Source organism: Agromyces arachidis (assembly GCF_052805135.1).
This window is the reverse complement of the sequence record NZ_JBRBDK010000005.1, coordinates 192,037-206,114: the sequence shown is the minus strand read 5'-3', so window position 1 is coordinate 206,114 and position 14,078 is coordinate 192,037. Positions and strand designations below refer to the sequence as shown.

At 70.9% G+C, this 14,078-nt stretch carries 17 protein-coding genes; 1 reads left to right on the top strand and 16 read right to left on the bottom strand.

The genetic code is table 11. The annotated features are described in order from the left end of the window. Positions 1–64: 64 nt before the first annotated feature. From infA to ACUY4T_RS09120, 7 genes are all read right to left on the bottom strand, one after another. Positions 65–286, bottom strand: coding sequence for a translation initiation factor IF-1 (gene infA / locus ACUY4T_RS09150; RefSeq protein ID WP_011186713.1), 222 nt, complete (start codon positions 284–286; stop codon positions 65–67). Positions 287–437: 151 nt separating this feature from the next. Continuing rightward, complete coding sequence (locus tag ACUY4T_RS09145) at positions 438–1,586, bottom strand: mannitol-1-phosphate 5-dehydrogenase (protein WP_446018620.1); 1,149 nt, start codon at positions 1,584–1,586, stop codon at positions 438–440. Continuing rightward, positions 1,583–2,023: a PTS mannitol transporter subunit IIA gene (locus ACUY4T_RS09140; RefSeq protein ID WP_446018619.1), complete on the bottom strand. Its 441-nt coding sequence runs from the start codon at positions 2,021–2,023 to the stop codon at positions 1,583–1,585. The genes ACUY4T_RS09145 and ACUY4T_RS09140 overlap by 4 nt, the downstream gene beginning before the upstream one ends. Positions 2,024–2,173: 150 nt before the next feature. Further along, positions 2,174–3,727, bottom strand: coding sequence for a PTS mannitol transporter subunit IIBC (locus ACUY4T_RS09135; RefSeq protein WP_446018618.1), 1,554 nt, complete (start codon positions 3,725–3,727; stop codon positions 2,174–2,176). A gap of 18 nt (positions 3,728–3,745) precedes the next feature. Beyond that, a complete protein-coding gene (ptsP, locus tag ACUY4T_RS09130; protein ID WP_446018617.1) occupies positions 3,746–5,437 on the bottom strand; it encodes a phosphoenolpyruvate--protein phosphotransferase in 1,692 nt (563 codons plus the stop codon). 45 nt (positions 5,438–5,482) lie between these two features. After that, positions 5,483–5,749 carry an HPr family phosphocarrier protein gene (locus ACUY4T_RS09125; protein WP_446018616.1) on the bottom strand — a complete coding sequence of 89 codons (267 nt, stop codon included), beginning with the start codon at positions 5,747–5,749 and terminating at the stop codon, positions 5,483–5,485. Between the two features lie 91 nt (positions 5,750–5,840). Further along, positions 5,841–6,149 carry a PTS sugar transporter subunit IIB gene (locus ACUY4T_RS09120; RefSeq protein ID WP_446018615.1) on the bottom strand — a complete coding sequence of 103 codons (309 nt, stop codon included), beginning with the start codon at positions 6,147–6,149 and terminating at the stop codon, positions 5,841–5,843. A 228-nt stretch (positions 6,150–6,377) separates the two neighbouring features. On the opposite strand from ACUY4T_RS09120, the gene ACUY4T_RS09115 reads away from it, so the two are divergent. Continuing rightward, positions 6,378–8,267: a BglG family transcription antiterminator gene (locus ACUY4T_RS09115; protein ID WP_446018614.1), complete on the top strand. Its 1,890-nt coding sequence runs from the start codon at positions 6,378–6,380 to the stop codon at positions 8,265–8,267. Between the two features lie 2 nt (positions 8,268–8,269). On the opposite strand, the gene map is transcribed toward ACUY4T_RS09115, so the two are convergent. The 9 genes from map to rpsH form a co-directional block, all read right to left on the bottom strand. Then, entirely contained in the window at positions 8,270–9,097 is an 828-nt protein-coding gene (gene map / locus ACUY4T_RS09110) for a type I methionyl aminopeptidase (protein WP_446018613.1), read from the bottom strand. Between the two features lie 7 nt (positions 9,098–9,104). Beyond that, positions 9,105–9,740 carry an adenylate kinase gene (locus ACUY4T_RS09105; protein WP_446018612.1) on the bottom strand — a complete coding sequence of 212 codons (636 nt, stop codon included), beginning with the start codon at positions 9,738–9,740 and terminating at the stop codon, positions 9,105–9,107. Beyond that, positions 9,737–11,059, bottom strand: a complete 1,323-nt coding sequence (gene secY / locus ACUY4T_RS09100) for a preprotein translocase subunit SecY (protein ID WP_446018611.1) — start codon at positions 11,057–11,059, stop codon at positions 9,737–9,739. Before secY ends, ACUY4T_RS09105 begins: the two co-directional genes overlap by 4 nt. A 114-nt stretch (positions 11,060–11,173) precedes the next feature. Beyond that, on the bottom strand, positions 11,174–11,875 hold the full coding sequence (gene rplO, locus ACUY4T_RS09095) for a 50S ribosomal protein L15 (protein ID WP_446018610.1): 702 nt from the start codon (positions 11,873–11,875) through the stop codon (positions 11,174–11,176). Further along, a complete protein-coding gene (gene rpmD, locus ACUY4T_RS09090) occupies positions 11,875–12,057 on the bottom strand; it encodes a 50S ribosomal protein L30 (RefSeq protein ID WP_446018609.1) in 183 nt (60 codons plus the stop codon). Before rpmD ends, rplO begins: the two co-directional genes overlap by 1 nt. Beyond that, positions 12,057–12,752, bottom strand: coding sequence for a 30S ribosomal protein S5 (rpsE, locus tag ACUY4T_RS09085; protein WP_446018608.1), 696 nt, complete (start codon positions 12,750–12,752; stop codon positions 12,057–12,059). Before rpsE ends, rpmD begins: the two co-directional genes overlap by 1 nt. Continuing rightward, a complete protein-coding gene (rplR, locus tag ACUY4T_RS09080) occupies positions 12,749–13,108 on the bottom strand; it encodes a 50S ribosomal protein L18 (protein ID WP_446018607.1) in 360 nt (119 codons plus the stop codon). Before rplR ends, rpsE begins: the two co-directional genes overlap by 4 nt. Before the next feature lie 2 nt (positions 13,109–13,110). Further along, the gene (gene rplF, locus ACUY4T_RS09075; protein WP_446018606.1) at positions 13,111–13,647 is read right to left on the bottom strand and encodes a 50S ribosomal protein L6; all 537 of its coding nucleotides are present in this window, start codon (positions 13,645–13,647) and stop codon (positions 13,111–13,113) included. A 4-nt stretch (positions 13,648–13,651) separates the two neighbouring features. After that, positions 13,652–14,050, bottom strand: coding sequence for a 30S ribosomal protein S8 (gene rpsH / locus ACUY4T_RS09070; RefSeq protein WP_446018605.1), 399 nt, complete (start codon positions 14,048–14,050; stop codon positions 13,652–13,654). Positions 14,051–14,078 lie beyond the last annotated feature (28 nt).

Sequence of the window (14,078 nt, the reverse complement as noted above, 5' to 3'; positions counted from 1 at the left end):
GGTTCCTTTTTTCGCTGTCCTCGTACCCGCGGGGTGCCGCGGGTCGTTACTTTCCGAACAGCCCTTACTTGTAGCGGTAGACGATCCGGCCGCGGGTCAGGTCGTACGGGCTCAGCTCCACGATCACGCGGTCCTCGGGGAGGATGCGGATGTAGTGCTGGCGCATCTTTCCGGAGATGTGGGCGAGCACCTTGTGCCCGTTGGTCAGCTCAACCCGGAACATCGCGTTCGGGAGTGCCTCGATGACCGAGCCTTCGATCTCGATGACGCCGTCTTTCTTGGCCATAGCCTCACTATCGCTTGGGGTTTGGGTATTCGGTCGTGCGATGATGATGCACGACCTCGACAGGGCCCATCGGGCATGCCGAAGCGGGCGTGCAAAACACCAAGGGTCAACTATAGGGGAATCAGAGCCGATTCGCCAGTCGATGTGCGCGTCAGGGCGCCATCCGCCGGGCGACCGCGGCGACCAGGCGCTCGTGCAGCGGGTGATCCGGCTCCACGCCGCACACCTCGCGCACGATCGTCTCCGCCTCATCCGTCTGCAACCGCTGCTGCAGTTCGACGCTCTCCGGGTCCGCGGGCACGTCGAATCCGAGTGCGGCCTCCACCGCGTCGAGCAGCCCGTCGATCGGCAGCTCCCGCTCGGCGAGCTCCGCGGCGGGCGCGATGAAGCGCTCGCGGCGCCCCAGCTTGCGCAGCGGCTGGCGGCCGACGCGCTCCACGGTGTCGGGCAGCGCCGCATTGCGGAACCGCCCGAGGATGGTCGCCCGGTACTCCGCCTGCTCCGCCTCGGTGAAGCCGTGCTTCGCGACGATGAGCGCGCTCGTCTCCGCGAGCACGCGCTCGACGCGCGCCGCGACCGCCTCGTCGGCGAGCGCGTCGGCGATGCGCTCGTGGCCCGCGAGGAAGCCGAAGTACGCCGTCGACGCATGCCCGGTGTTCACCGTGAACAGCTTGCGCTCGATGTACGGCCCGAGCCGCTCGACGAAGTGCGCCCCGGGGATCTCCGGCGGCGCGTCGCCGAAGGGCGGCCGCTCGATCGCCCACTCGGAGAACGTCTCGACCGTCACGTCGAGCCCGGACTCCCCCGGCTGCCCGGGAACGATGCGGTCGACGGCGGTGTTCGCGAACACCGCCCGCCGCTCGAGGTCCGCCCACTCGCCGGCCTCCGCGAGCTTCGCCGTCTCCTCCCGCAGCAGGCTGGTCGCGTCGATCGCGTTCTCGCACGCCATCACCGCGAGCGGAGCGGCCTCGGGCGACCGGTCGCGCAGCGCCTGCAGCGCGTGCGGCGCGATGAAACGGAGGACGTTCGGGCCGACGGCGGTCGTCAGCACGTCGGCGTCGGCGAGCTCGGCGGCCAGCGCCGCGGCATCCGTCTCCGAGTTGACCGCGCGGAAGCGGTCGACCACCAGGTCGCGTGCCCCGTCGCCCACCTCGTGCACGGTGTACCGGTCCGCGGCGGCCAGCGCGTCGATCAGCTCCGCGTTCACGTCGGCGAAGACGACCTCGTACCCGGCGTCGTGCAGCAGCAGCCCGATGAAGCCGCGCCCGATGTTGCCGGCGCCGAAGTGGACGGCCTTCACGAGGCGTTCACCTCGGCCAGCAGGGCCACCATCTCGTCGGAGGTCTGCGCGGCGAGCAGCTTCTCGACCTCGTCCTCGTCGGAGAACACCATCGCGAGCCTCGACAGGATGTCGAGGTGCTCGTCGCCGAGGCCGGCGATCCCGACCACGAACCGTGCCGGCTCGCCGCCCCAGTCGATGGGGTCGTCGTAGCGCAGCAGCGACAGCGCCGAGCGCTTGATGAAGCCCTTCGCGTCGTTCGTCCCGTGCGGGATGGCGAGCCAGTTGCCCATGTACGTCGACACCGTGCCCTCGCGCTCGAGCATCGAGTCGACGTACGCGTCGTCGACCGCGCCGGCGTCGACGAGCACCGCGCCCGCCGCGCGGATCGCGTCGTCGCGACTCGCGCCGCCCGGCACGATGCGGACGTTCTCCGGGGACAGGATCTGGTCGGTCATGAGAGCTCCTTCTTCCTGGTCGTGCTCGTGGTCCGGCGGTCGTGCGTTCGCGGTCCGACCGCTCCGTCTGGGCGGATGACGCGGGATGCCCGGGTCGCGACGGCAGTGCGGTCGCGACCCGGGCTCCGGTTCACCCGGCCGGTGTATTCGTCACCGATCCTCGTGCTGCGCCTTGACCAGGTCGACGACCTCGTCGTATCGCGGCGAGTTCATGAAGTTGTCGACCGAGATGTGCACGGCATCCGGCGTCTGGTGGCGCGCGCGCTCCGTGAGCTGGTTCTGCGTGATCACCAGGTCGGCCGAGTCGTCGAGGCTCGCGATGGCCTTGTTGGTCACCGTGACGTCCTCGATGCCCGCCTTCTTGATCTTGTTGCGCAGGACGCTCGCGCCCATCGCGGACGAGCCCATGCCGGCGTCGCAGGCGAACACGACGTTCCTGATCTCGCGCATCGTGCCGGTTGCCGGGCCGGCGAACCCGCCCGACTGGGTGGCCGCGCCGCCGCGCAGGTTCGCGAGGGCGTCGGAGCTCTTGCCCTTGGCCGCCTCGGTCTGCGTGATCGCGGCGCCGAACGCGTCGTCCGAGACGGCCATCGCCTCGAGGTCGCGCTTCCGGGAGGCCCGCAGGATGACCGCCGAGATGATGAACGTCACGGCCGCCGACAGGACCACCGAGAGGATCACGGCGAAGTACGCGCCCGGCGCGGTCTGCAGGAGGACCGCGATGATGCTCCCCGGCGCGGCCGGGGCACGCAGTGCGCCGCCCAGGACCATGTTGGTGGTGACGCCGGTCATGCCGCCCGCGATGAGCGCGAGGATCAGGATCGGCTTCATCAGCGCGAACGGGAAGTACACCTCGTGGATGCCGCCGAAGAACTGGATGACGGCCGCGCCCGGTGCCGACGCCCGCGCCGCCCCGATGCCGAAGAACGTGAACGCCAGCAGCAGGCCCACGCCGGGTCCGGGGTTCGCCTCGAGCAGGAACAGGATCGACGAGCCCTCATCGGCCGCCTCCGAGAGGCCGAGCGGGGTCAGCACGCCGTGGTTGATGGCGTTGTTCAGGAACAGCACCTTCGCCGGCTCGATGATGATGCTGGTCAGCGGCAGCAGGTTCGTCTCGACGAGCCAGCCGACCGCGCCGGAGAGGGCGTTCATGATGCCGTTCACGAGCCAGGCGACCGGGTAGAACCCGACGATGGCCATGATGAAGCCCCAGATGCCGGCGGAGAACATGTTGACGAGCATCTCGAAGCCCGCCTTGACCTTGCCGTCCCAGAGCGCGTCCAGGCGCTTCATCGTCCACGCCGCCAGCGGGCCGAGGATCATCGCGCCGATGAACATGTGGATCTGGCCGAGCTGGTTGTCCTCGGGCAGCGTCGCGTTCACCTGGGCGATGAGCAGGTCGGATCCGGCGATGGCGCCGAAGGTCGCGATGCCGCCGACCACGCCGCCGCGGATGCCGTAGATCATCGATCCGCCCGTGTAGCCGATGAGGATCGGGAGCAGGTAGTGGATGAACGGACCGACGATGGTCGCGAGGTCCGCGTTCGGCGTCCAGCCGACGCCGATGAAGAACGCGGTGAAGATGCCCCACGCGATGAGCGCGGGGATGTTCGGCATGATCATGCCGCTGAGGAAGGTTCCGAATCTCTGGACGTGGACGCGCGTTCCCCCGCGTCGGTTCGTCTCAGCTGACGTCGTCGTCATTGCTGCCTCCAGTGCAGGTCACGGCACGGTCGTGCCGGTGGGGGTGGGGATGGGTGCGGATGCGGCGGCGGCCTCCTGGGCCGCCTGCTTCGCCTCGGCCGCTCCCTCGGCGGCCAGGGCTGCCCGGGCGATGCGCTCGGCATCCTCCCGGGTGTGCCGCGCGAGGGAGGCGCGGACGTCTGCGAGCGCCGACGGGGACATCGACAGGCTCGTGGCGCCGAGGCCGACGAGGACCACGGCGAGGAGCGGATCGGCGGCGGCCTCGCCGCAGATGCCGACCGGGCGGCCGTCGGCGCGGCCGGCCTCGCCGACGCTGGCGACCAGGCGCAGCACCGACGGATGCCACGCGTCCTGCAGGTTCGCCACCGTGCCGAGCAGCCGGTCGGCCGCCATCGTGTACTGGGTGAGGTCGTTCGTCCCGATCGAGGCGAAGTCGGCGACCTTCAGGATGTGCTCGGCGATGAGCGCCGCCGAGGGGGTCTCGACCATGACCCCCGCGACCTTGATGCCGAGCTCGTCGCACAGCGTCGTGAAGTAGCGGGTCTCCTCGACGGTCGCGATCATCGGCGCCATGACCCAGAGCTCGGCGTCGGTGGCGGCGTCCGCTGCAGCGAGCGCGGTGAGCTGCTCGCGCAGGATCACCTCGGAGTGCCGGAGCGCGCGGATGCCGCGCAGGCCCAGCGCCGGGTTCTCCTCGTGCGCGTCGTTGAGGAACGAGAGCGGCTTGTCGGCGCCGGCGTCGAGGACCCGCACGACCACCTTCTTTCCCGCGAACGCGGTGAGCATGCGCGTGTACTGCGCCTGCTGCTCGGTGACCGACGGCGCGCTGTTCGCGTCGAGGAACAGGAACTCGGTGCGGAACAGGCCCACGCCCTCGGCGCCGAGCGCCAGCGCCTCCTCGGCGCCGTCGGCCGACCCGAGGTTGGCGAGCAGCGGCACCGAGGTGCCGTCGGCGAGCGCGCCCGGGGTGATGGGCGCGGCCGCTCGCGCCGCGCGCTCGGCGATCCGCTCCCTGGCCTCCGCGACCTGGTCGGCGCTCGGGTCCTGCACGACGAGGTCGCCGGCGGCGTCGACGATGACGGTGTCGCCGTCGGCGAGGCTCGCGGCATCCGCTGCGCCGACGACCGCGACGATCGACTTCTCGCGGGCGAGGATCGCGGTGTGCGACGTGGGACCGCCGTCGATGGTGACGAGTCCGAGCACCTGGCCGAGGTCGAGCAGTGCGGTGTCGGCGGGTGCCAGGTCGCGGGCGACGAGCACGAACGGGTGGCCCGGGTTCGGCACACCGGGCGCCGGGACCTTCAGCAGGTGCGCGACCACGCGCTGCGAGACGTCGTCGAGGTCGGCCGCGCGCTCGCCCATGTACCCGCCCATCGACGCGAGCAGGTCGCGGAACGCGGCGAACGCCTCGAAGACGGCCCGCTCGGCGGTCTTGCCGTCGGCGAGCCGCTTCACGACGTCGTCGACCAGCGTGGGATCCTCGGCCATCATGGCCTGGGCCTCGAGCACGTCCTGCGCCGCGCCGCCGGCCTGCGCGCCCTTGCGCTGCAGGTCCGCCGCGACGACCGAGAGCGAGGCGCGGGCGCGCTCCTCCTCACGTGCGGCGTCGAGATGGCTCGGCCGGTCCACCGGCTCGGGCAGTCGCTCCGACATCCGCACGACCGGTCCGACGGCCACGCCCTGTCCGATCCCGGTACCTCTGAACTCCATCACGCGCCCCTCCGATTCGTCTGGCCGGGCGACGGATGCCTCGGGCTACTCGTCGTGATCGGTGCTGAGCAGCTCGACGAGCTCGTCGAGCACACGCTGCTCGTCGCCCCCGTCGACGGCCACGGTGACCTCGTCGCCGTGGTCGATGCCCTGCGCGATGACGGCGAGGATGCTCGCCGCGTTGACGGGAGCGCCACCGTTCTTCGCGATGGTGACACTCGAGCCCGATGACGCGGCGGCCTGGGTGAACAACTTGGCCGGCCGGGCGTGCAGTCCGTGGCTCGATCCGACTCGAACAGTGCGTTCCACCATGTTGCTGGCCTCCGTCGCTGGCGTCCGTTCCCGAGTTCACCATAGACCCGGTCATGCGCGCAGGGAACGGGGTTGCGCAGGACGGCGGGGATCACGAGCGCGCTCCGCTGATCGCGATCGCGAGGTCGAGGGCGGCGTCGCCATCGAGCGACCGCGTCTCGTCGGGCAGCACGGCCACGGGCACGGATGCCGCCGCCGCGTCCTGCTCGAGCGACGCGAGCCGGCCGGCGAGGTGGGTGCCCACCAGCACCGCGTCGGCACCCGCGAGCTCGGCCGCGAGCGTCTGCTCGCCCGCCGCCCGCACGTCCACGTCGATGCCGCGCGCCTCGGCGGCCCGGCGGATCCGCAGCGCGGCGAAGGTGCTGGACGCACCCGCTCCGCACACCACGACGATCCGCATCGCCCGCCTCCTCGCCCGGCTCGCCCGGTCCTCTTCGATCGGTCACGGCGGATGCCGCGAACGACCCGAGTCTGCTCCCCCTCCCCCGGCGCCTTCCACCAGACCTGCTTCCGCACCCCCGGAAGATCCGCGGCGACCGCTGCCCCGGACGCCACGGAGTGGTTGACTGGCTGGACCCGCCCGACGCGAGTGCGCGGTGCGGCGGAATCGCTGAGGAGGCGAGTCGACGTGCCGGAGACCTGGGAGCGCCTCGTCGACGCGCTCGCCGATGCCGACGGCTGGACGACCGCCGCGAGGCTCGCGGACCGGCTGGGCGTGACCACGCGCACGGTGCGCAGCTACGCCGCTCAGGCGAACCGCGGATCGGAGCACGTCGTCGACTCCGGTCCGGAGGGCTACCGCCTGGACCGGGCGGCCTGGGCGCGGCGGATCCGCGACTCCGCCGGCGCCGTCGACGGCGGCCCCGACGGCCGGCGCGCGGGCCTCATCCGCGACCTCGTGGACGCCCGCGACGGGATCGACGTGTACGAGGCCGCCGAGCGGCTCCACGTGAGCGAGTCGACCCTGGAGTCCGACCTCGCGCGCGTGCGGGCGCGCCTCCGCGGCACCGGGTTGGAGCTCGGGCGCAGCGGGAGCCGGGTGCGCCTGGTCGGCCCCGAGACGGCGATGCGCCGGCTCCTCGGCTCGCTCGTGCGGGAGGAGGGGCGTCGCGGCATCCGCGACCTGTCGGCACTGCATGCGGACTTCCCCGCCGTCGACGGCTTCCGGCGCGGGCTCCTCGACGGACTGCGCGACGCCGGGTGGGCGCCGAACGAGTACGCGCTGGAGGACGTGCTGCTCCACGTCGCCATCGCCGTCGACCGGGTCTCGCGGGATCGCACGGTCGAGCGGGCGGACACCGCCGGGGCCGGCGTCGCGGGCGGGCCGGATCCCGACGACGGGATCGCCGTGCTCGTGGACGACCTCGTCCGGGCGGAGTTCGACGTCCGGTTGCCCCCCGCCGAGCTCGCGCACGTCGCCCGCCTGATCGGCACCCGTGCCGCCACGCGCCGCGAGGGACCGGCGCGGGCCGACGTGCTGCGCGGCATCATCGCCCGGATCTCGCAGGACTGGCTCATCGAACTCGGCGACGACGAGTTCCTCGAGCGGCTCGCGCTGCACGTCGAGAACCTCGCGGCGCGCGCCGCCGAGCACAGCTACTCGCGGAACCCGCTGACCGCGTCGATCAAGGCGGCCTATCCGCTCATCTACGACCTCGCCGTCTTCCTCGCCTCCGAGCTCGGGCGACTGGAGGGCATCACGGTGAACGACGACGAGATCGCCTACCTCGCGATGCACCTCGGCGCGGCGCTCGAGCGCACGCGCAGCCGCGGCGACGCGGTCCGGGTGGTGGTGGTCGCACCCGAGTACCACGACGTCCGGGACCTGCTGCTGGAACGCCTCCGGACCGGGCTCGGCGACGACGTCGAGCTCGTGGCGGGCGACGTCGCGGTCCTCGACGACGCGCCCGCGCCGGGCGTGGACGCCGAACTCGTCGTGTCGGTGCTGCCGCCGGAGACGCCGCGACCGGGGACGGTCGTCGTGCCGCCCTTCCCCGCGGCCGACGACCTCGAGCGGATCCGCAGCGAACTGGCCCGGATCCGACGCGGGCGACGACGTGCCCGCCTCGCCTCGACGCTCACCCGGACCATCGGTCCCGACCTGTTCGTCCGCGGCGTCGGCGGCCGCGACCGGGAGGACGTCATCCGCCTGCTCGGCGAACGCCTCGAGACGGCGGGGGTGATCGACGAGGCGTACGTGCACGCGGTGCTCGAACGCGAGCGCATGTCGTCGACCGCGTTCACCGACCTCCTCGCAGTCCCGCATGCCATGACCATGACGGCACGGCGCAGCGCCATCGCGATCGCGATCGACGAGCGGCCGATCGCGTGGGGCGACGCCGAGGTGCACGTCGTGGCGCTCATCGCGTTCGCCGAATCGGGGCGCGCGGAGTTCCAGGCCGTGTTCGACCAGTTCGTCGAGGCGTTCTCCGAGCCCGAGAACGTGCGCCGCCTGGTGCGCGGGGCCGTCGACTATCCCGGACTGGTCGCCGAGCTGTCGGTGCTGATGGCGCCCTGAGGTCAGTCGATCGGCACGGGCGTCACGCCGAACGGCGCGAGGCCCGCGGCGCCGCCGTCCGGTGCCGTCAGGACCCAGATGCCGCCCCGGTGCACCGCGACGCTGTGCTCGACGTGCGCGCCGTCGGACCCGTCCGAGGTGGCCACGGTCCACCCGTCGTCGCGGACGAACGTCGCAGCCGCGCCGGCGACGATCATCGGCTCGATCGCGACGACGAGGCCCGGCTGCACGCGCGGCCCTCGGCCGCGGACCGCGTGGTTGTAGACCGTCGGCTCCTCGTGCATCGTCCGGCCGATGCCGTGCCCGCCGTAGCCCTCGATGATCGCGTAGTCGCCCGAGGCCGCCACCGACTCCTCGATCGCCTCGCCGACCTCGTTGAGGTGACGCGCCGTCGCGAGCCGCGCGATCCCCGCCCACAGCGAGGCCTCCGCCGCATCCGCGAGCGCCTGGCGGGCAAGGACGGCCGCCTGGTCCGCCGGATCCGGAAGCACGACCGTGAACGCCGCGTCGCCGTTCCATCCGTCGACCTCGGCGCCGCCGTCGACCGAGACGATGTCGCCGGGGCGGAACGGCCGGTCGCCCGGGATGCCGTGGACCACGTCGCTGCCGACGGAGACGCAGAGGGCGTGCCGGTACCCGGGGACCAGCCTGAAGTTGGACCGGCCGCCGCGGTCGCGGATCACGGCCTCGGCGACCGCGTCGAGTTCCAGCGGCGTGGCGCCGACGACGATCCGGTCGCGGGCTGCGGCGAGGGCTGCGGCGGTCGCCTGACCCGCAGGGACCATCGCCCGAAGCTCGGCGGGCGACTTCAGCGGGTGGCGGCGGAACACGCGGCGGCTATGCGGCGCCGGCGGCGCCGGTCGCGTCGCCGCCGTTCGGCACGAGCCCGCGTCCGGCGAGCGCGTCGAAGATCCGGGCGGTCACCTCGTCGAGGCTGCCCACGCCGTCGATCCGGAGCACGAGGTCGCGTTCCCGGTAGACGTCGAGGATGGGCGCGGTCTCGCGCTCGTAGATCCCGAGGCGGTTGGCGATGACCTCTTCGGTGTCATCCGTCCGGCCCTGCTCGACCGCGCGCTGCGTGATGCGGGCGATGCTCTCCTCGCGGGGGACGACGAGCTCGATCACGGCGTCGAGCGACTCGCCGCGGCCGTCGAGGAACTCGTCGAGATGACCGACCTGGCCGCGATTGCGCGGGTACCCGTCGAGCAGGAAGCCGTGCTCGGCGTCGGGCTGCGCGAGGCGGTCGCGCACCAGTTCGCTGGTCAGCTCGTCCGGCACCAGGTGACCGGCCTCGATGATCTCCTGGACCTGCTTGCCGAGGTCGGTGCCGCCCTTGACGTTCTCGCGGAAGATGTCGCCGGTCGCGACCTGCGGGACGCCGAACGCCTCGGCGACGAGCACGCCCTGGGTGCCCTTGCCGGAGCCCTGCGGCCCGACGATCAGGAAGCGTGCGGAGGATGCGGGGTGCGTCATCGGAGGAGTCCTTCGTAGTGGCGCTGCTGGAGCTGGGCATCGATCTGCTTCACGGTCTCGAGCCCGACGCCCACGATGATCAGGATCGACGCGCCGCCGAACGGGAAGTTCTGGTCGGCGCCGACCAGCGCGAACGCGATGAGCGGGATGAGCGCGACGAGGCCCAGGTACAGCGAACCGGGGAGGGTCACGCGGGTGAGCACGTAGTCGAGGTACTCGGCCGTGGGACGACCGGCGCGGATGCCGGGGATGAAGCCGCCGTACTTCTTCATGTTCTCCGCGACCTCGTCGGGGTTGAACGTGATCGCGACGTAGAAGTACGTGAAGCCGACGATCAGCAGGAAGTACACGAGCATGTAGAGCGGGCTCGAGCCCTGGGTGAGGTTGTTGGTCACCCAGACGACCCAGGCCTGCGGCTCCTCGCCGGCCTGCGGCTGGTTGAACTGGGCGATGAGCGCCGGCAGGTACAGCAGCGACGAGGCGAAGATGACGGGCACGACGCCGGCCATGTTGACCTTGATGGGGATGTAGGTGTTGTTGCCGCCGTAGGTGCGGCGCCCCACCATCCGCTTGGCGTACTGCACCGGGATGCGGCGCTGCGACTGCTCGACGAACACGACGGCGAGCACGATGATGAGGCCGATGGCGAGGACCACGGCGAAGGTGTCGAAGCCGCGCGAGATCGCGATGCCCCAGAGCGAGCCGGGGAAGGTCGCCGCGATCGACACGAAGATCAGCAGCGACATGCCGTTGCCGATGCCGCGCTCGGTGACGAGCTCGCCGAGCCACATGATGAGGCCGGTGCCGGCGGTCATGGTGATGACCATCAGCAGGATCGCGTACCAGGAGCTGTCGGTGATCAGCTGCGTGCACGCGGGGTCGGAGTTCGCGGGGAACAGCGCGCCGGAGCGGGCGACCGTGATGAGCGTGGTCGACTGGAGCACGCCGAGCGCGATGGTCAGGTAGCGCGTGTACTGCGTGAGCTTGGCCTGGCCCGCCTGGCCCTCCTTGTAGAGGGTCTCGAAGTGCGGGATGACCACGCGCAGCAGCTGCGTGATGATCGACGCGGTGATGTACGGCATGATGCCGAGCGCGAAGATCGAGAGCTGGAGCAGCGCACCGCCGGAGAAGAGGTTCACGAGCTCGTAGAGGCCGGAGGCCCCCTGGTTGGCTGCCAGGCACTGCTGGACGTTCGCGAAGTCCACGAACGGCGCGGGGATGAACGAGCCGAGTCGGAACAGGGCGATGATGCCCAGCGTGAACCCGATCTTCCGTCGAAGGTCGGGGGTGCGGAAGATCCGCCCGATGGCGTTGAACACTCGTCCTCCTGTTGCTCCGTCGTGGAGTCAGTCGTTATGCGGCTCGAGCCTGTCGAGACCCCCGTGAATCATACGCGAGGTCCCGACAGGCTCGAACTCGGGTTGGTGCAGCGGCTACTTGACCGAACCGCCGGCGGCGACGATCTTCTGCTCGGCGGAGCCGGAGACCTTGTCGACCGCGACGTTGAGCTTCACCTGGATGTCGCCGTTGCCGAGCACCTTGACGCGCTCGTTCTTGCGGACGGCACCCTTCGCCACCAGGTCGTCGACGGTGACGTCGCCGCCCTTGGGGTAGAGCTCGGCCAGCTTCTCCAGGTTCACGACCTGGTACTCGACCCGGAACGGGTTCTTGAAGCCGCGCAGCTTCGGTGCACGCATGTGGTACGGAAGCTGCCCGCCCTCGAAGCCGGGGCGGACGGTGGTGCGGGCCTTCGAGCCCTTCGTGCCGCGACCGGCGGTCTTGCCCTTCGAACCCTCACCGCGTCCGACGCGGGTCTTGTCCTTCTTGGCGCCGGGCGCCGGGCGCAGGTGGTGCACCTTCAGCACGGGCTCGCGAACGACCTCGGTCTCCGCCTTCTTGGCGGGGGCCTTCTTGGCCGGGGCCTTCTTGGCGGGGGCCTTCTCGGCCTTCGCCTCGTCGGCCTTCGCGGCGGCGGCCTTGGCCGGCGCCTTCTTCTCGGCAGCGGCCTTCGCCGGCGCCTTCTTCTCGGCAGCGGCCTTCGCCGGCGCCTTCTTCTCGGCGGCGGCCTTGGCGGGCGCCTTCTTCGCCGGAGCCTTCTTCGGGGTCTCCTCGGCGGCCTTCTTCTCGTCAGCCATCAGTCGATCTCCTCAACCGTCACGAGGTGGGCGACCGTCTTCACGTAGCCGCGCACCTGGGGGGTGTCCTCGCGCACGACGCTCTGGCCGATCTTCTTCAGACCGAGGCTGCGCAGCGTGTCGCGCTGGTTCTGCTTCTCGCTCACCTTGGACTTGACCTGGGTCACCTTGAGCTTGGCCATCAGGCACCTGCCTTCGCTGCTGCGGCGGCCTCGGCCGCCTGGGCCTCGGCACGCAGCAGACGGGCCGGTGCGACCTCGTCGTAGTCCAGACCACGACGGGCGGCGACGGCGCGCGGCTCCTCGAGCTGCTTCAGCGCCTCGACCGTGGCGTGCACGATGTTGATGGTGTTCGACGAGCCGAGCGACTTGCTCAGCACGTCGTGGATGCCGGCGCACTCGAGCACGGCGCGCACCGGACCACCGGCGATGACACCGGTACCGGGGCCGGCCGGGCGCAGGAGCACCACACCGGCGGCCGCCTCGCCCTGCACGGGGTGCGGGATCGACGAACCGACGCGGGGCACGCGGAAGAAGTTCTTCTTCGCCTCCTCGACGCCCTTCGAGATCGCGGTCGGCACCTCGCGGGCCTTGCCGTAGCCGACGCCCACGAGGCCGTTGCCGTCGCCCACGACGACGAGCGCCGTGAAGCTGAAGCGGCGGCCGCCCTTGACGACCTTCGACACGCGGTTGATGGTGACGACGCGCTCGAGGAACTGGCTCTTCTCGGCGTCGCGGTCGCGACGGTCGCGGCCCTGGCCGCGATCGCGGCCGCCACGGCGGCCTTCGCGCTCGGTGCGAGGCGGCTCGGAGGACGCTGCCGTCTCGACGGGTGCCTCTGCGGTCACCTCGGTCTCCTTCACGTTGTTCTCGGTCACAGGCTCAGCCCTGCCTCTCGCGCTCCGTCGGCGATCGCTGCGACACGACCGGCGTACTTGTTGCCGCCGCGGTCGAACACGACCGACTCGATGCCCGCCTGCTTGGCGCGCTCGGCGACGAGCTCGCCGACCTTCTTGGCCTTGGCGGTCTTGTCACCCTCGAACGCGCGGAGGTCGGCCTCCATGGTCGAGGCGGAGGCCACGGTGTGGCCCTTGCTGTCGTCGACGACCTGCACGAAGACGTGGCGGGCCGAACGCGTCACGACGAGACGGGGACGCTGCTCGGTGCCGACGATCTTCTTGCGAAGCCGGGTGTGGCGGCGCGAACGCGCAGCCGACTTGCTCTTGACGGCCATGATTACTTACCAGCCTTTCCGGCCTTGCGACGCACGACCTCGCCGGCGTAGCGGATGCCCTTGCCCTTGTAGGGCTCGGGCTTCTTGATCTTGCGGATGTTGGCGGCGGTCTCGCCGACGGCCTGCTTCGAGATGCCCGAGACGGTGATCTTGTTGTTGCCTTCGACCGTCAGCGTGATGCCGGCGGGCGGCTCGACCGTGACCGGGTGCGAGAAGCCGAGCGCGAACTCGACTGCGCTGCCCTTCTGGGCGACGCGGTATCCGGTACCGACGATCTCGAGGCCCTTGGAGTAGCCCTGCGTGACGCCGATGATGTCGTTCGCGATGAGGGTGCGCGTGAGGCCGTGCAGCGAGCGCGAGTCGCGCTCGTCGTCGGGGCGGGTGACGACAACCTGGTTGTCCTCGACCTTGACCTCGATGGGCTGCGCCACGGTGAGCGCGAGCTCGCCCTTGGGGCCCTTCACGGTGACGGCGCGGCCGTCGACCTTCACGTCGACACCGGCGGGGATGTCGATGGGGAGTCGTCCGATTCGTGACATGGAACTACCACACGTAGGCGAGGACTTCCCCACCCACGCCCTTCTTCTCGGCCTGGCGGTCGGTGAGCAGACCGCTGGAAGTGGACAGGATCGCGACGCCGAGGCCGCCGAGCACCTTGGGGATCTCGGTCGACTTCGCGTAGACGCGGAGGCCGGGCTTCGAGACGCGCTTGATGCCCGCGATCGAACGCTCGCGGTTCGGGCCGAACTTCAGCTTCAGCGTGAGCGTCTTGCCCACGCGAGCGTCTTCGACGTCGAAGTCGGCGATGTAGCCCTCGCTCTTGAGGATCTCCGCGATGTGCCCCTTGAGCTTCGAGTGGGGCATCGACACGGAGTCGTGGTGCGCCGAGTTCGCGTTGCGCAGGCGCGTCAACATGTCAGCGACCGGGTCGGTCATCGTCATGACGATTGTTTCCTTACGTTCACCAGGT